Genomic DNA, 16,375 nt, shown 5'->3' on the forward strand with positions numbered 1-16,375 from the left:
GCAGCCACATGCTCGATCAAAAAGAAGTCATTAGCGAAGTCAAAGTGATTGTCTTTCGATTGAAGGACGAAGAGTATGGCGTAGAGGTTCATCAGGTCAAATCCATTGAAAAACTGGAGCACATCACAAGAGTTCCTCGAACACCTAGTTTCGTCAAAGGGGTTATTAATCTGCGTGGCGTTGTGACACCGATTATTGACCTGCGCAATCGCTTTAGTCTCGAAGAAAGCATCTATTCCGAAGCGACTCGAATCATTATCGTGGCCGTAGGTGAATTGGAAGTGGGTCTCATAGTAGATGCTGCAAACGATGTTATCGATATACCAGTTGATGCGATTGAGCCGCCTCCAGAGGTTGTTGGAGGAGTGGAAGCTGCTTATTTGCGAGGGGTCGCTAAGCTGGATAAACGACTGTTAATCCTCTTAAACCTCGATAAAGTATTGAGCACTGAGGAAATCAAGCAGTTGGATGCAATTGAGGGGTAAGCGAAATGGGCGATTTTACGAAGTTTGGGGATTTCCAATTTGACGTGTTACGGGAAATTGGGAACATCGGTGCTGGTCACGCTGCCACGGCTCTCTCCATGCTCATACAAAAAGAAATCGATATGAAAGTTCCACAAGTCAAGATTATCCCCTTCGACGAAGTCGCAGATTGTGTAGGAGGAGCGGAAACTGTAGTAGTGACCGTCTTCCTCCGGGTTGAAGGAGATTGTCCAGGGAACATGTTTTTCATCCTTGATTTGGATTCTGCCAAGCACCTGCTCGAACAAATTACAGGAATTAATAAAGATGTGTACGAGTGGGAAGAGCTGGAGATCTCAGCGCTGCATGAGATTGGCAACATCTTAACAGGTTCTTATCTTTCATCGTTAGCTGATTTTACACAATTGAATTTGCAGCCGTCCGTACCCGCACTCGCTGTGGATATGGCAGGAGCTATTCTAAGTTATGGATTAATAGCGTTGGGTCAAGCGGGTGACTTTGCCCTCACGATTGACACCGCTTTTTTCGAAGGCAATGATCAAGTAAAAGGGAACTTTTTCTTAATTCCTGATCCTGAGTCGCTCCCAATACTATTTCGTTCATTAGGGGTTCCGTTCGATGGAGATTATTAAGATAGGGATGGCTGATCTCGGTGTGGCAAAGCCGCCGAGCAAGCTGCGTACTACCGGTTTAGGTTCTTGCGTAGGGGTAGTGCTCTACGATCATATCCATAAAATTGCAGGTATGGCACATGTTATGCTTCCTGAATCGTCTTTGGCTAAAAGCGGGGAGCTAACGATAGGCAAGTATGCGGATACAGCAATTCCCCATCTGATTCAGTTGATGGTGAAGGCTGGAGCGGAGACCAGACACACAGTTGCGAAATTGGCTGGCGGTGCACAAATGTTCGCATTTTTAGGGAATAATGACACCATGCGGATTGGGCCTCGGAATGTAGAGGCGTGCAAACTTGCATTGAAGGATGCTCATATAAAGATCGTGGCAGAAGATACAGGGGGAAACTGCGGTCGGACAATAGAGTTAGATGCCACTAACGGGATTCTTCAAATCAGGACCGTAAATCAAGGTGTGAAGGAAGTATAACCAATGTTGGGAACCATTTGGATTAATTTTGGATTAGGGATGCTCGCATTTCTTGTTACGCTAGGTACGGCTGTGGCAAGTAATGTCTGGCTCGTATCATTGGAGAGAGCAGGTATCGCATTTGTCCTATTCTTCCTCGCTGCATTTCCAATTCGTTGGCTGCTTGCAACGTTCATACAGTCATCTAACCCACCAATGGTTACGGACACGCTAGAGGGGACAAGCTCGCCTCTAGCAGAAGGTGGGGTCGTACTGGAAATTGGACAACAATTAGAGCAGGAAGAGCAAACATTTGCACCACTCTCAATCAACAAGATGGAAAGGATTCATCCTACTGAGGATCCAGCCACCGTTGCAGAGGTCGTTAGGCGCTTATCAGATGAGTAAAGGTTGGTGACTATTCGTGGCACGGCTAACCAGTCAAGAAAAAGCAAAAGAGTTCGATAAATGGGTCATGTGGAAACAAGAGGGGAGTCGCGAGGCGGAGATTGACTTGGTCACGCGGTTTTTGCCACTGGTTGATAAGGTGGCAAATCGGTTGGCAATTAATCTGCCAGCAAATGTGGACAAGGATGACTTAATTAGTTATGGTCGCTTTGGGCTATTGGACGCTTTGGCCAAATTCGATCATACACGGGGTCTCCAATTTGAGACGTATGCCATGTGGCGGATTCGTGGTGCGATGATCGATGGACTACGCGAGAACGACTGGATCCCTCGTACTGTTCGAGACAAGGCCAAAAAAATCGAAGAAGCATACACCACCTTGGAACAGCAAATGCTGCGAATGCCAACCGATCAAGAAGTATCTGATTATCTGGGAATAAGCAAAAAGGAACTTCAACAGGTTTTCTTGGAAACATCTCTTGCCAGCATGGTTTCTATTGATGAGGCAGTAGGCGATGAAGATGAACAAAAAACAGCAAGACATTCATATATCATCGACGAGCTTACACCACGCCCTGATAATGTGGCGGAAGTATCCAGCCTAAAGGAGGTTCTCGTAACGGTCATCGATAAATTACCTGAAAAGGAACGACTGGTTGTCTCCTTGTTTTATTTTGAAGAAATGACCTTATCAGAAATTGCGGAAATCATGAGCTTGTCACCTTCAAGAATATCCCAGTTGCACTCCAAAGCTCTTTTCCGACTTCGTTCTGCGTTGTCCAGATGGAAATCGCAATTGATGTAAAGGGACATTACCCAAGCTTGAGAGGGGTAGAATGATGGAAGGAATCGGGAAATATAAAATAGAAGTAAAAATATCAGCTGATAAAATGGAGGCTGAGGTTCTTCTACGCGTAGACGAACAAGATATCGACGAAATTGTTATCTTGGAAACAGATGTATACAAAGCATTACAGGCAAGCAATGTGAAGTATGGAATTCTCGATGATATCGTTCAGAATTTGTGTACCTTACCTGCGAAGTATGCAAACGCGAGAGTAAAAGTTGCTCAAGGGATTGCTCCTGTGGCCGGAACCGATGCAACGATTGAGTACCCCTATTTGGCCTCTATTAATGAAGGGGAAGGTCCGAAAGAGCTAGAGGATGGCCGGGTTGATTTTTATAATGTGACGACAATCCCCAATGTGGCAAAAGGACAACTCTTGGCACGTAAAATATCAGCAAGCCAGGGACAACCAGGCACAGCAGTTACCGGAGAGCCCATCGCTCCCAAAGCCGGCAAGGAAATAAACATAAAGCCTGGGAAAAATGTTGTTCTCAATCAAGAGCGAACGATGCTATACGCCGCTATTGACGGACAAGTATCCTTCACAGAACAGGCTAAAATGAATGTGTTTCCCGTATTTGAAGTAAACGGGGATGTTGATTTTGGTGTTGGCAATATTGATTTTGTGGGAACGGTGGTCATTCGCGGGAACGTATTGAATGGCTTTCGTGTAAAGTCATCAGGAGATATCCGCGTACTTGGCAGTGTAGAGGGCGCCGAGTTGTATGCGGAAGGCTCCATTGAAATCAAAAGCGGGATTGTTGCCCAGGACAAAGGCTGCATTGTCGCGGGGAAAGATGTCCGGACATCCTTTATCCAAAACGCCAATGTAACGGCTGGCAATCAAGTGATTGTTTCACAAAGCATCATGTTCTCAACCGTACGAGCCGGAAAGCAAATCATTTGTAAAGGGTCGAAAGGCTTCATCATTGGCGGCGTGCTGCAAGCTGGGGAAAAGATTGTGGCAAGAGTATTTGGGAACAGCAGTGCGACTCCTACGATACTAGAAGTAGGGGTAAAACCGGAATTAAGACAAGAGCTAGCGAACATTCAAAAAGAACTGCAAAATGTGTATGAAAATTTACGCAAAACGGATCAGGGTCTAGGGGTTATGAATCAGATCCTCCAAGTCAGCAAAGAACTTCCAACAGACAAACGTCTCATGCAAATTAAGCTAACCAATACTCGTTTGGTTCTGGAAAAAGAAAGCAAGGAACTGGAAGCACGCAGGAATGATATTGAACTCGAGCTGAAAGGGGAAGGCCCAGCAGCCATCGAGGCATATCATGTAATGTATCCAGGAATCAAAATGACGTTTGGAAAGCTGGTGCACTTTATCAAGCACGAGTATGCCAGAACGCGATTTATTGTGCTAGACGGAGAAATTAGCACAGCAACTCTGATCTAATCCAGGATGCTTACATACTTAGTGTGACAAAGGGAGTTGGGGCCATATGAGTTTGAAAGCGGTTGAATTGCAGGTGGCAATACCACGCACGCTAGAAGTCAGCCGAATTCAGGAGCATCAGCAACAACGATCCATGCATGAACAACAGTCGATGATTGACCAGCGAAGAGACCTGGATGAACATATGCGCCAGCGCCCGAGCGATATTGAGCAATCACAAAAGAACCAGATACGTGAAAGAGAAAAAAAGCAAGGACAGCAAGATCATAAAGACAATAAAGAATCCACTAATAATCAAACGTCCGAATCGAGCGAGGGTGTATCTGCGAACGCTGATCTCATGAGAGATCCGTTGCGTGGACGTATTATAGATATTTCTTTGTAAACGAAGTCAAGCCAGAAATAAAGGTGGACAACATGGACGTAGTGTATCCCATCCTGATTGGAGCAGGAATTATCAGTATGCTTCTTGCTTTTGTCATTAAAAAGAAGCAGCCTGTTGACTCCTTTTCCTCCTTACCGACACAACGCACGACGGACAAGGACGATCTCGAAAAAAGCGTGCAGCGTCTTCAAAAACAGTTAAAGCAAGAAACCAATCTACTTGCTGCAGAATGGCAGGAAATGAGAGCGGATCTTCTCGAGGATATCGCTAGTTTGGGCAAGCGATTGGACAATATGGAAGAACAATGGAAAAAGAGTGACAACCAAAAGCAAGAGGCTCCAAAGGATGCCAATAGGATCGAACCAGCACCTCAACTTCAAGAGGTGGATATGCTGGCACTGCGAGAACGTTATCGCCGTGCCTTTGAGCTGAGTAAAGAAGGTTTGTCTCGGGATGAGATCGCAAAACGACTCGGTGCCGGAAGAGGGGAAATCGATTTGATCTTTTCCTTAGCTGACAGGCATGAGCGAGGTCTTGCCGATGCGTAAACAAGAATTATTATATGGATTTGGGGCAGGACTGATTGTGGCTACCTCAATCATCGGACTGTTAGCGCCAAAGCAGACTGCGCAAGCCCCGGCTATGACTGCAGATCAAATGAAAGTAGCTGCACAAGAGCTGGAAATGGTCGTACTTACAGCAGAAGAATACAAACAGTGGCAGGAAGAAAAGAAAGTGAGCATACAGCCAGCCCCTGGAGGGCCTAAGGCGCCAGTTGCGCCAAAAGTAGGTCAAACAGTGGCGCCTGTTACAAAGCAACCACAGACGCCAGCTGTGCAGCCTGCGACACCTGTAGCTTCATCAGAGCAAAATGTGATTCCGCCAACAAATCCAGTGAGTAAGGACGGCCAGCCTACTCCAACAGTACCGAATACGAAGACACCAACGCCACCCAATACGGGGGCACCTAAAGCTCCGACAGTGGAAGCACCTGTAGTAGATAAGAAGGTATCTTTCACTGTTCCTTACAAAGCAACTGCAGAGGATGTAGCGCAGATTCTTGTAAAGGAAGGAATCCTTCCTGCTGACAATCAATTTGTGGACCAGTTACGTGCGAGCGACAAGCTAAATCGTATTCGTGTCGGTACCTATGAAGTGTCGACCGCTACTAAGGAAGCAGACATCGTCAAGTTGATAACAACGCCGCCTAAAAAGTAGGCGGTTTTTTTCAATATAACGATATGTGTCCATTTGTCGTACAACTAGAACGGTCATAACATTTTTACGAAATAAATGGAATTCGTTTGTTGCAATTGAAACTCCCATATGATATATTCATTTACGGTGTTGAAATCGCACGTCCACCAATTCCGGCAACGGTGCTGCCTCTGGCAGAATTGCTTGGAACATGCGGTGAGACGGAGGTAGGCATCACAAAAACCATTTTTGAAGGAGGTGTGAAATATGGCAGTAATTTCGATGAAACAATTGCTCGAGGCTGGTGTACACTTCGGTCACCAAACTCGTCGTTGGAACCCGAAAATGGCTCGCTATATCTTCACCGAACGTAACGGAATCTACATTATCGACCTGCAAAAAACCGTTAAAAAAGTAGAGGAAGCGTACAACTTCGTACGTGAACTCGCTCAAGACGGCGGTAAAGTGCTCTTCGTTGGTACGAAGAAACAAGCACAAGAATCCGTTAAAGAAGAAGCAGAACGCACAGGTCACTACTTCATCAACCAACGTTGGTTGGGTGGTACCCTGACAAACTTCTCTACCATCAAAAAACGTACATCTCGCTTGGCTGAGCTGAAGCGTATGGAAAACGATGGTACTTTCGAAGTATTGCCTAAGAAAGAAGTTATCGTTCTGCGCAAAGAGATGGATCGTCTGGAAAAATTCTTGGGCGGTATCGCTCACATGGATAAACTGCCTGACGCTCTGTTCGTAATCGATCCTCGTAAAGAGCGCATCGCTGTAGCAGAAGCTCGCAAATTGGGTATCCCAATCGTTGCAATCGTAGATACTAACTGCGATCCAGATGAGATTGATTATGTGATCCCAGGTAACGATGACGCAATTCGCGCTGTGAAATTGCTCACTGCTAAAATGGCAGACGCTCTGCAAGAAGGAAACCAAGGTACAGAGCAACAAGCAACAACAACTGCGTAAGCATGTGTGTTAAAGGGTGGACTGAGGGTGTCAGAACCCCCGTCCATCCTTTTTTGCTGATTAGCGTCGCCGAGGTGTTAGCAGGCGGCTTGCTTTTCGACTATAATAGGATCGTAACTTTCCGAGGAGGTTTCACTCAATGGCAATTAGTGCACAAGCGGTTAAAGAACTGCGTGAGCGTACAGGCGCAGGTATGATGGATTGCAAACGCGCGCTGGAAGAAACAGCAGGCGACATGGAAAAAGCAATTGACTTGCTCCGTGAGCGCGGTGTAGCGAAAGCAGCGAAAAAATCCGGACGCATCGCAGCAGAAGGTTTGACTGCAACTGCGGTAGCTGGAAACGTTGCAGCAGTTGTAGAAGTAAACTGCGAAACTGACTTCGTAGGTAAAAACCCTGAGTTCCAAACACTCGTAAAAGACATCGCTGAGCACGTTGTATCCCAACGTCCTGCAACAGTTGAAGAAGCTCTGGAGCAACCGTTCAAAGGTGCTGGCGAGACTCTGGGTCATGTAATCAATGAGAAAATCGCGACTATCGGAGAAAACATCTCCTTCCGTCGCTTTGTACTCTCTGAGAAAACAGACAACGGCGCATTCGGTGCTTATCTCCACATGGGTGGCCGTATTGGCGTTCTGGTTACTTTGGAAGGTACACAAGACGAGACACTGGCTCGCGACCTGGGGATGCACGCAGCAGCGTCCAACCCACGTTTTGCTAACCGTGAAGAAGTTTCCGCTGATGAGATCGAGCGTGAGCGTGAAGTTTTGAAAAACCAAGCACTGGCTGAAGGCAAACCTGCTAACATCGTTGAGAAAATGGTAGAAGGCCGCCTCTCCAAATTCTTCGAAGAATACGTACTGGTTGAGCAACCATTCGTAAAAGATACTGACAAGAAAGTAGCTGTTCTGCTGAAAGAAGCAGGTGCTACCTTGAAAGGATTCGCTCGCTTCCAAGTAGGCGAAGGTATCGAGAAGAAACAAGAAGACTTCGCAGCTGAAGTAATGGCTCAAGTTAATAAGCAATAATAAAGGTTATAGGGAACACCTTCGTGTTCCCTATTTTCAAAGCGAGAGTTTCACTTTGTGTGAAACTCTCTGCATGTAAATAGCAGTGTGTACCTGTTCCCAATTAGAAGGAATGAAGACTGGGCACAGAGAATGATTCATGAATGGAGGCCGTTTCACATGCCACTTCCTGCCTATAAACGGGTTGTGTTAAAGTTGAGTGGGGAAGCTTTGGCGGGGGACTTAGGGTATGGAATTGACCCAAAGGTTATTTTCTCCGTCGCTAACCAGATCAAGGAAATCGTAGAATTGGGTGTACAAGTCGCAGTAGTCGTCGGAGGAGGTAACATCTGGCGCGGACTTTCCGGCAGCTCTAAAGGAATGGATCGGGCAACAGCCGATTACATGGGGATGCTGGCCACAATTATGAACTCACTCGCCTTGCAGGATGGGTTAGAAAAAGTGAACGTCCCGACTCGTGTTCAAACCTCGATTGAGATGAGACAGGTAGCAGAACCATACATACGCCGTCGTGCCATTCGTCATTTGGAAAAAATGCGCGTGGTCATCTTCGCTGCCGGTACTGGTAACCCTTACTTTTCAACGGATACGACTGCTGCTCTGCGTGCAGCTGAAATTGAAGCTGAAGTAATCCTCATGGCGAAAAACAAGGTAGACGGTGTGTACTCTGCAGACCCAAGCCTTGACCCGAACGCTAAGAAGTACGACCAGTTGACATTCCTGGAAGTGCTGAATAAAGGTTTAGGTGTCATGGATTCAACAGCGTCCAGCTTGTGCATGGATAACAGTATTCCGTTGATCGTCTTTAACATTTCTGATGAAGGCAATATTCGTCGGGCAGTAATGGGCGACAAAATCGGTACTCTAGTGAAAGGGGAATAATTATGCCACAAACTGTGCTAAAAGACATGGAAGATCGCATGAATAAAGCAATCAATGCGTTGAAAAAAGACCTGTCTAGCCTGCGTGCAGGCCGAGCGAACCCAGCAATGCTGGATCGTGTATCGGTAGACTATTACGGTTCACCAACACCGATTAGCCAATTGGCTAACATCAGCGTGCCAGAACCACGTATGCTGATCATTCAGCCATGGGACAAAACGGCACTCAAAGAAATTGATCGTGCCCTGCAACAATCGGATCTGGGTATTTCCCCATCCAATGATGGCGTGGTCATCCGCCTGATGATTCCTCCACTCACAGAAGAGCGTCGTAAAGAGCTAGTGAAGCTGGCTGGAAAAGGTGGAGAAGAAGCAAAGGTAGCGATTCGTAACATCCGTCGTGATGCAAACGATGAAATCAAAAAGCTGGAAAAGGCTGCTACCATTTCTGAAGACGATTCCCGTCGTCACCAAGAAACTATCCAAAAGACTACGGATAAATTCATTGCTGAAGTTGACAAGACCGTCAAGGACAAAGAGAAAGACATTTTGGAAGTATAGGTAATGGTAATCCCCCTCGTTTGAGGGGGATGTACGTCTATATCTCTCATTACGGGGGAACACTTTATGTTAGAACATCTGGCGCGCAAATGGAGCCGCAAAGAAAAGCAATCGGAGCCAGCCGAGTTGGATCGTTCCGGTAAGATTCCAGAACATGTGGCGATTATTATGGATGGCAACGGTCGTTGGGCCAGCAAGCGCAGTTTACCCCGGGTTGCGGGGCACCGTGCAGGAATGAAAGCAGTAAAAGAAGTCGTCAAGGCTGCAGACGAGATCGGCGTGCGCTATATAACGATGTACGCGTTCTCTACCGAAAACTGGAAGCGTCCGCGCGATGAAGTGGATTTTCTCATGAAACTTCCGCAGGAATTTTTGTCGACAGAATTGGATGAATTAATAGAACGTGGTGTCCGCATACGCATGCTGGGCAGTAAAAACGAGCTGCCTTCTCATACGCTGAAAGCGTTGTTGGAAGCCGAAGAGACAACGAAGGACAATAGCGGCCTTCAATTGAATTTTGCCCTGAATTACGGTGGGCGAGATGAACTTGCAAAAGCATTTTCAGTGATGGCAGCACAAGTAAAAGCAGGTGAGCTTCAGCCAGAGCAACTGACTGAGGAATTGATATCGAGCTACCTGTATACAAGCGAAATTCCCGATCCAGACCTCTTGATTCGCACAAGTGGAGAGATTCGCTTGAGTAACTTTATGCTGTGGCAATTGGCATATACAGAATTATGGTTTACGGACGTGCTATGGCCTGATTTTACCCGTGAACATTTTTATCAAGCAATCGTGGAATACCAAGGCCGAGCTCGTCGCTACGGGGCGGTATAGCCGAGAGGTGGAATCAGTTGAAGCAACGTATAATAACAGGCCTGATTGGTGGGGCTGCGTTTCTATTATTGATGTATGCTGGTGGAGCTTGGTACTCACTTTTGGTGTTTTTACTGGCTGTCATTGGCTATTTTGAATTCATGAGAATGGCTGGCATTCAGTCATTTTATTTGGCAGGATTGCTCGGATATGTATTGATGTTAAGCATTTTGTGGCCGTCTCTGTTATTTTCGGATTGGCTCAGTATCAGCATGCCGGATCTGATGCTGCCCGTCATCCTGCTCTTGTTGATTTACTCCGTTTTACGGAAAAATCAGTTTCACATTGAACACGTCGCCCTTACGTTGGTGGGGGCGTTATACATAGGCTACGGTTTTACTTATATGGCCGCTACCCGAAACCTTCCAGAAGGATTCATGCTTACGGTCATGGTCATTATGGGAATTTGGTCGACTGATTCGGGCGCCTATTTTGTCGGAAAAGCAATAGGTAAGCGTAAACTGTGGCCAGAAATAAGTCCAAACAAGACCGTGGAAGGGGCCTTAGGAGGTCTTGTTGCTTCTGTCTTGATTGTTCTTTCCATCAATGCAAGTTTTGGTCATTTTGCGATTGATCAGGCTTTGACCATCGCACTTGTTGCGGGGATCGTCGGGCAATTGGGTGATTTGGTTGAGTCGGCTTTCAAGAGGCATTTCCATGTAAAAGATTCAGGACAGCTCATTCCAGGTCACGGGGGCGTTTTGGATCGCTTTGATAGTTTTTTGCTCGTCTTTCCGGTTCTACATCTATTAGGTATTGTCTAAAACCTTTTGCATATAGAAAGAGATATAGAGGGTGAAATCCGTGAAAAAAATAGCGCTCTTAGGTTCAACGGGGTCAGTTGGAACGAGCACGCTTGAAGTCGTAGACCAGCATCCTGAGGATTTTTCGGTGGTGGCTATGGCTGCAGGAACAAACGTTGATTTATTGACACGCCAGGTGGAAAAATTCAAGCCCGAACTCGTTTCTGTAGGTAATGAGCAGGCTGCCGTTGAACTGCGAGAAAGATTGGCGGGCAAGTCTCAACCAGAAATCGTTTACGGGGCGGAAGGATTGGAACTGGTTGCCCGTCATGAAGCTGCCAATTTCGTTATGACCGCTGTTGTCGGCAGTGTAGGGGTCGCACCTACACTCGCTGCGATAGAGGCGGGAAAAACAATTGGACTGGCCAATAAAGAGACACTGGTGAGCGCTGGCCCTGTCGTCATGAAACGAGCGAAAGAAAAAGGCGTATCGATCATTCCGGTAGACAGCGAGCATTCAGCTGTCTATCAATGTCTGCAAGGTGAGCGCAAGGAAGATGTGGCACGGGTTATTTTGACCGCTTCAGGAGGTTCCTTCCGTCACCTATCTCGCGAAGATCTACAGCAAGTGACAGTAGAGCAGGCATTGGCTCATCCGAATTGGAGTATGGGTGCTAAAATTACCATCGATTCTGCTACCATGATGAACAAAGGTTTTGAGGTGATTGAGGCTCATTGGCTGTTTGATCTACCTTATGAGCAGATTGAATGCGTATTGCATTATGAAAGTATCATACACTCTATGGTAGAATACAAAGACAGAGCGGTCATGGCTCAACTCGGTACGCCGGATATGAAAGTTCCGATTCAGTACGCCATGAGCTATCCCATAAGAAAAGATCTGCCTACGGAACCACTTGATTTGGTCAAGATCGCCACGCTTCATTTTGCAGCCATGGATTATGAGCGTTACCCTCTGTTAAAATTAGCGTATGAGTGCGGCATAGCAGGTGGTACACATACGGCAGTACTGAATGCGGCCAATGAGGTTGCAGTTGATAGGTTCTTGAAGGGAGCAATCAGTTTTTTAGACATCGAAAAGGTCGTCCGAAAAACTTGCGAAGCTCACGCTGGTGTAGCGAGTCCAGAGCTTGCAGATATTTTTGCAGCGGATGAGTGGGCACGCTCTTATGCGCTCGTCTCCATCTAAGGAATATGAGTGTTAGATACTTGACAGAAAGGTGGCTGTTCACTTGCCTTTGCCCAACCTGGATTCCGTTGAATCAATTCTCGCGATTGTAGTTGTATTTGGGGTACTTGTCTTTGTGCACGAACTAGGACACTTCCTTCTGGCCAAGAGGGCAGGGATTTTATGTCGTGAATTTGCACTGGGAATGGGGCCAAAAATCTTTCGCGTGAAGCGGGGAGAAACGGAATACACCCTTCGCCTTTTACCCATCGGGGGACTTGTTCGCATGGCGGGGGAAGACCCGGAGATGGATATGTTGAAACCGCACATGGAAGTAAGCGTGGAGCGGGATGCGTTAGGAAAGGTCACACATATTTTGCTCGATGGGCCAAGTTCTGGTTCTGCTCGTGCGATCACCGGTACGGTGGTACAATTTGATCTGGAGCAAAATTTAAATATCGTGCTTGAACTGGATGGAGAGCAGAAGACGTTTGCTGTTCATCCACAGGCTCATCTGGTCAAGGATGGACAAGAAGTACAGATTGCCCCTCTGAACAGACAGTTCAAAGGCAAGACAGTATCACAACGTTTTTGGGCGATTTTTGCAGGACCTGCGGCCAACTTTTTGCTGGCGTTCGTCTTGTTTATCGTAATCGGCTTCTTGTACGGTGTACCGAATGGCAGCCATCTGGGGAATGTGATCCCGGGAGGGCCTGCTGCACAAGCTGGATTATTGCCAGGTGATAAGGTGATCGCGATTCAAGGTCAGCCTGTTTCCTCGTGGAAAGACGTTGTCGAGAAGATTAGCAAAGCGCCGGATCAACAATTAACCTTTGAGTACGAGCGTAATGGCCAGCGAATGACTGTGCCAGTTAAAGTAGGGAAAGACGAAAACAACGTGGGCAAAATCATGGTTACCAATGCACTCACGTTTGCCCCAGGAGAAGTTCTGAAATACGGCGCAACCTCCACTTACGATTTTACGGTGATGATCTTGAAGAGCTTGGGAATGCTCGTAACGGGGGAATACGGACTGAAGGACTTGAGTGGTCCGGTCGGTATTTTCAAGATGACTGGTGAGGTTGCCCAACAAGGTATGGCGATTTTGCTGAAATGGGCTGCTGTATTGAGCATTAACCTTGGGTTATTCAATCTGTTACCGCTGCCAGCTTTGGATGGCGGACGTCTCGCTTTCTTGGGAGTAGAGGCGCTGCGCGGTCGACCTGTTGACCCTCATAAAGAAGGAATGGTTCACTTCTTGGGATTTGCCTTTTTGATGTTGCTGATTTTGGTAGTGACTTGGAACGATCTGCAACGATTGTTCTCCTAATCACGTACTAACACGATAGAAAGAAAAACAGACATACGTAAAAGGATGGTGCAAAATGTTCAAGCGCGAGGAGACGAAACCGGTATTTGTAGGTGGAGTGCAAATCGGGGGCCAAAAAAGCGTTGTCATCCAGTCGATGACGACAGCAGACACGCGTGATGTAGAAAAAACTCTGGCCGAGATTCAGAGACTGCACGATGTCGGTTGCCAAATTGTTCGCTTGGCCGTCATCAATGAAGATGCAGCCCGTGCCATCAAAAAAATTAAAGAACGCTCCCCATTGCCGCTTGTTGCCGACATTCACTTCGACCACAAGCTCGCATTGATTGCGCTGGAGAGCGGGATTGATAAAATCCGGATTAATCCGGGAAACATCGGTTCGAAAGAAAAAACGCAACGCGTAGTGGAAGCGTGCCGTGAGCGTAATGTTCCAATCCGTATCGGAGTCAACTCAGGCTCAGTTGAGAGAAGACTTTTGGAAAAATACGGGTATCCTTCTCCGGAAGCGATCGTAGAAAGTGCGATGGACCACGTGCAAATTCTGGAAGACTTGAACTACGACAACATTGTCATTTCCTTGAAGTCTTCTGATGTACCGACGATGATCCAAACATATTCGTTGATGGCACAGAAGCGTAACTACCCGTTGCACGTTGGTGTGACAGAAGCAGGTACACAGTTTTCGGGCAGCATTAAGTCTTCAGTTGGAATCGGAACGGTATTGTCGATGGGAATCGGTGACACCATTCGAGTATCCCTGACGGCTGATCCTGTTGAAGAAATTAAAGTAGGGAAACAAATCCTTCGCAGCTTGGATATCGTGAACAACGATCCAGTTGTCATTGCATGCCCATCTTGCGGTCGATGCGCAATTGATCTGATCGGCCTGGCAACAAAAGTCGAGGAAGCCGTTTCCACGCTGAAAGTTCCGTTAAAAGTAGCGGTAATGGGTTGCGCAGTAAATGGCCCTGGTGAAGCTCGTGAAGCAGATGTAGGTGTTGCCGGCGGAAATGGCGAGGGCTTGATTTTCCGTAATGGTGAAATTGTTCGGAAAGTAAAAGAAACCGAGTTGTTTGAAGAGCTGATGAAAGAAATTAACGAAATAGTAAACGAGCAAAAACCTACAACTGTAGGGTAAAGCACGTTGATTGCTGATAAGGCATAAGGAGGACACGCACGTGTTGAAGCAAAGTCAAATGTTGATCCCTACCCTGCGGGAAGTGCCATCCGACGCGGAGATTGCCAGCCACAAGCTGCTGCTCCGCGCAGGTATGGCCCGCCAATTGGCTTCCGGTATTTATACGTACCTGCCCCTGGCGCTCCGTTCCTTGCACAAAATCCAAGCGATTGTGCGTGAAGAAATGAACAATGCTGGGGGACAAGAGCTGTTGATGCCAGCGATGCAACCAGCTGAGCTGTGGCATCAAACGGGTCGCTGGGATGTATATGGTCCCGAGCTCGTTCGCCTGCGTGATCGTCATGATCGTCCTTTTGCCTTGGGTCCAACCCACGAAGAAGTCATTACGAGTCTCGTGCGTGATGAAATTAACTCCTACAAGAAACTCCCGATCAACCTTTATCAAATTCAAACCAAGTTCCGTGATGAAGTTCGTCCACGCTTCGGTTTGATTCGTTGCCGCGAGTTTATTATGAAGGATGCTTACTCTTTTGATGCGTCACAGGAAGGTCTGGATCGCAACTTCCAGGCTATGTACGATGCGTATACAAACATCTTTACCCGAGTAGGCTTGAACTTCCGTGCAGTAGAAGCGGATGCAGGTGCAATCGGCGGAAAAGGCACATATGAATTCATGGCATTGTGCGACATTGGGGAAGACACGATTGCTTATTCTGAAGAAGGCGATTATGCGGCCAACTTGGAAAAGGCAGAAGTCGTGTACAAGCCATCTGCGAAGCCTGCAACCGAAGCGCCAGCTCGAGAAAAATTGCATACGCCTGGCACCAAAACGATCGACCAATTGGTACAAGCACTGCAAATAGAAGCGAAGCAAATCATCAAGAGCCTCATTTATCGCGTAGACGACAAGCTGGTTATGGTGCTGGTGCGCGGCGATCATGAGATCAATGAAGTGAAGCTGAAAAACTTGTATGATGCGACGATCGTAGGGTTGGCTTCTGAAGCGGATATCGTTTCGGTAACAGGGGCGCCTGCAGGTTTTGTTGGCCCAGTTGGTATTGATCCTGAAAAAGTGGAAATCATCGCGGACAATTTTGTTCAAGATGTTTATGATGGTGTCGTTGGTGCCAACGAAACAGACTATCATCTGACACACGTCGTTGCTGGCCGTGATTTCACGGTTTCCCAGTACGCTGACTTGCGCAACATTACTGAAGGCGACGAATGCCCTCGTACAGGCGGCGTGATCAAGTTTGCACGTGGTGTGGAAGTTGGTCACGTATTCAAGCTGGGTACAAAATACTCGACAGCGATGGGTGCTACGTACCTGGATGAGAACGGTCGCAGTCAACCGATGATCATGGGTTGCTACGGAATCGGTGTATCTCGTACAATTGCGGCAGTGATCGAGCAGAACAATGATGAGAATGGTATTATTTGGCCTGTATCTGTTGCACCTTTCCATGTGCATGTGATTCCGGTCAATGTTAAAGTAGAAGAGCAACGCCAAGTCAGTGAACAAATTACAGAAGCATTGCGTAAGGCGGGCGTAGAAGTTTTGTTTGACGATCGTCCAGAGCGTGCTGGTGTGAAGTTTAAAGATGCTGATTTGATTGGATTGCCTCTGCGTATTACGGTTTCCGATAAAGCGGCACAAGAAGGAACCATTGAAGTGCGTATCCGCAAAAACGGTGAAACACATGATGTGAAGCTGGATCAATTGGTCGATGAAGTGAAAGGTTTCTTATCTCGTGTTGACCAAACTGGAGCTGCGTTGTTCGGCAACTAGTTGCATGCAGGAATAAGAAGGATTTTGTCGAATTTTTACGGGGTACTCCC

General features: G+C 47.0%; 19 protein-coding genes. All 19 read left to right on the top strand.

What is annotated here, in order from left to right; genetic code table 11:
• The first annotated feature begins 8 nt into the window (after nt 1–8).
• Complete coding sequence (locus tag C7R93_RS19085; RefSeq protein ID WP_106840303.1) at nt 9–485, top strand: chemotaxis protein CheW; 477 nt, start codon at nt 9–11, stop codon at nt 483–485.
• Nucleotides 486–490: 5 nt separating this feature from the next.
• Nucleotides 491–1,117, top strand: coding sequence for a chemotaxis protein CheC (locus tag C7R93_RS19090; RefSeq protein WP_106840304.1), 627 nt, complete (start codon nt 491–493; stop codon nt 1,115–1,117).
• A complete protein-coding gene (locus C7R93_RS19095) occupies nt 1,104–1,589 on the top strand; it encodes a chemotaxis protein CheD (protein ID WP_007719270.1) in 486 nt (161 codons plus the stop codon). Before C7R93_RS19090 ends, C7R93_RS19095 begins: the two co-directional genes overlap by 14 nt.
• A gap of 3 nt (nt 1,590–1,592) precedes the next feature.
• Nucleotides 1,593–1,976, top strand: a complete 384-nt coding sequence (locus tag C7R93_RS19100; RefSeq protein ID WP_106840305.1) for a hypothetical protein — start codon at nt 1,593–1,595, stop codon at nt 1,974–1,976.
• Between the two features lie 16 nt (nt 1,977–1,992).
• Entirely contained in the window at nt 1,993–2,781 is a 789-nt protein-coding gene (locus C7R93_RS19105) for a FliA/WhiG family RNA polymerase sigma factor (protein WP_106840306.1), read from the top strand.
• Between the two features lie 31 nt (nt 2,782–2,812).
• Complete coding sequence (locus C7R93_RS19110; protein ID WP_106840307.1) at nt 2,813–4,231, top strand: DUF342 domain-containing protein; 1,419 nt, start codon at nt 2,813–2,815, stop codon at nt 4,229–4,231.
• Between the two features lie 46 nt (nt 4,232–4,277).
• Entirely contained in the window at nt 4,278–4,616 is a 339-nt protein-coding gene (locus tag C7R93_RS19115; protein ID WP_106840308.1) for a hypothetical protein, read from the top strand.
• A gap of 32 nt (nt 4,617–4,648) precedes the next feature.
• Nucleotides 4,649–5,164, top strand: a complete 516-nt coding sequence (locus C7R93_RS19120; protein ID WP_244191581.1) for a DUF6115 domain-containing protein — start codon at nt 4,649–4,651, stop codon at nt 5,162–5,164.
• Complete coding sequence (locus C7R93_RS19125) at nt 5,157–5,834, top strand: DNA polymerase III subunit gamma/tau (protein ID WP_244191582.1); 678 nt, start codon at nt 5,157–5,159, stop codon at nt 5,832–5,834. The genes C7R93_RS19120 and C7R93_RS19125 overlap by 8 nt, the downstream gene beginning before the upstream one ends.
• A gap of 246 nt (nt 5,835–6,080) precedes the next feature.
• Nucleotides 6,081–6,791 (top strand): 30S ribosomal protein S2, encoded by a 711-nt coding sequence (gene rpsB, locus C7R93_RS19130; RefSeq protein ID WP_007719257.1) that lies wholly within the window; start codon nt 6,081–6,083, stop codon nt 6,789–6,791.
• A gap of 139 nt (nt 6,792–6,930) precedes the next feature.
• A complete protein-coding gene (tsf, locus tag C7R93_RS19135) occupies nt 6,931–7,818 on the top strand; it encodes a translation elongation factor Ts (RefSeq protein WP_106840311.1) in 888 nt (295 codons plus the stop codon).
• A 159-nt stretch (nt 7,819–7,977) separates the two neighbouring features.
• Nucleotides 7,978–8,700 (top strand): UMP kinase, encoded by a 723-nt coding sequence (pyrH, locus tag C7R93_RS19140; RefSeq protein ID WP_106840312.1) that lies wholly within the window; start codon nt 7,978–7,980, stop codon nt 8,698–8,700.
• Nucleotides 8,701–8,702: 2 nt separating this feature from the next.
• Nucleotides 8,703–9,260 carry a ribosome recycling factor gene (gene frr, locus C7R93_RS19145; RefSeq protein WP_106840313.1) on the top strand — a complete coding sequence of 186 codons (558 nt, stop codon included), beginning with the start codon at nt 8,703–8,705 and terminating at the stop codon, nt 9,258–9,260.
• 66 nt (nt 9,261–9,326) lie between these two features.
• Complete coding sequence (locus C7R93_RS19150; RefSeq protein ID WP_106840314.1) at nt 9,327–10,097, top strand: isoprenyl transferase; 771 nt, start codon at nt 9,327–9,329, stop codon at nt 10,095–10,097.
• 17 nt (nt 10,098–10,114) lie between these two features.
• The gene (locus C7R93_RS19155; RefSeq protein ID WP_106840315.1) at nt 10,115–10,900 is read left to right on the top strand and encodes a phosphatidate cytidylyltransferase; all 786 of its coding nucleotides are present in this window, start codon (nt 10,115–10,117) and stop codon (nt 10,898–10,900) included.
• A 40-nt stretch (nt 10,901–10,940) separates the two neighbouring features.
• Nucleotides 10,941–12,089 (top strand): 1-deoxy-D-xylulose-5-phosphate reductoisomerase, encoded by a 1,149-nt coding sequence (locus C7R93_RS19160; protein ID WP_106840377.1) that lies wholly within the window; start codon nt 10,941–10,943, stop codon nt 12,087–12,089.
• A gap of 43 nt (nt 12,090–12,132) precedes the next feature.
• Nucleotides 12,133–13,398 carry an RIP metalloprotease RseP gene (gene rseP / locus C7R93_RS19165; protein ID WP_106840316.1) on the top strand — a complete coding sequence of 422 codons (1,266 nt, stop codon included), beginning with the start codon at nt 12,133–12,135 and terminating at the stop codon, nt 13,396–13,398.
• 55 nt (nt 13,399–13,453) lie between these two features.
• Entirely contained in the window at nt 13,454–14,536 is a 1,083-nt protein-coding gene (gene ispG / locus C7R93_RS19170) for a flavodoxin-dependent (E)-4-hydroxy-3-methylbut-2-enyl-diphosphate synthase (RefSeq protein ID WP_106840317.1), read from the top strand.
• Nucleotides 14,537–14,579: 43 nt separating this feature from the next.
• Entirely contained in the window at nt 14,580–16,325 is a 1,746-nt protein-coding gene (locus C7R93_RS19175) for a proline--tRNA ligase (protein WP_146142436.1), read from the top strand.
• Nucleotides 16,326–16,375 lie beyond the last annotated feature (50 nt).

It is taken from the genome of Brevibacillus fortis (assembly GCF_003013395.1).
Lineage (GTDB): Bacteria > Bacillota > Bacilli > Brevibacillales > Brevibacillaceae > Brevibacillus > Brevibacillus fortis.

What these genes read in the sequence shown, in the direction of transcription:
- C7R93_RS19085 (WP_106840303.1), top strand. Translation starts at nt 9, where the DNA reads ATGCTCGATCAAAAAGAAGTCATTAGCGAAGTCAAAGTGATTGTCTTT.
- C7R93_RS19090 (WP_106840304.1), top strand. Translation starts at nt 491, where the DNA reads ATGGGCGATTTTACGAAGTTTGGGGATTTCCAATTTGACGTGTTACGG.
- C7R93_RS19095 (WP_007719270.1), top strand. Translation starts at nt 1,104, where the DNA reads ATGGAGATTATTAAGATAGGGATGGCTGATCTCGGTGTGGCAAAGCCG.
- C7R93_RS19100 (WP_106840305.1), top strand. Translation starts at nt 1,593, where the DNA reads ATGTTGGGAACCATTTGGATTAATTTTGGATTAGGGATGCTCGCATTT.
- C7R93_RS19110 (WP_106840307.1), top strand. Translation starts at nt 2,813, where the DNA reads ATGATGGAAGGAATCGGGAAATATAAAATAGAAGTAAAAATATCAGCT.
- C7R93_RS19115 (WP_106840308.1), top strand. Translation starts at nt 4,278, where the DNA reads ATGAGTTTGAAAGCGGTTGAATTGCAGGTGGCAATACCACGCACGCTA.
- C7R93_RS19120 (WP_244191581.1), top strand. Translation starts at nt 4,649, where the DNA reads ATGGACGTAGTGTATCCCATCCTGATTGGAGCAGGAATTATCAGTATG.
- C7R93_RS19125 (WP_244191582.1), top strand. Translation starts at nt 5,157, where the DNA reads ATGCGTAAACAAGAATTATTATATGGATTTGGGGCAGGACTGATTGTG.
- rpsB (WP_007719257.1), top strand. Translation starts at nt 6,081, where the DNA reads ATGGCAGTAATTTCGATGAAACAATTGCTCGAGGCTGGTGTACACTTC.
- tsf (WP_106840311.1), top strand. Translation starts at nt 6,931, where the DNA reads ATGGCAATTAGTGCACAAGCGGTTAAAGAACTGCGTGAGCGTACAGGC.
- pyrH (WP_106840312.1), top strand. Translation starts at nt 7,978, where the DNA reads ATGCCACTTCCTGCCTATAAACGGGTTGTGTTAAAGTTGAGTGGGGAA.
- frr (WP_106840313.1), top strand. Translation starts at nt 8,703, where the DNA reads ATGCCACAAACTGTGCTAAAAGACATGGAAGATCGCATGAATAAAGCA.
- C7R93_RS19150 (WP_106840314.1), top strand. Translation starts at nt 9,327, where the DNA reads ATGTTAGAACATCTGGCGCGCAAATGGAGCCGCAAAGAAAAGCAATCG.
- ispG (WP_106840317.1), top strand. Translation starts at nt 13,454, where the DNA reads ATGTTCAAGCGCGAGGAGACGAAACCGGTATTTGTAGGTGGAGTGCAA.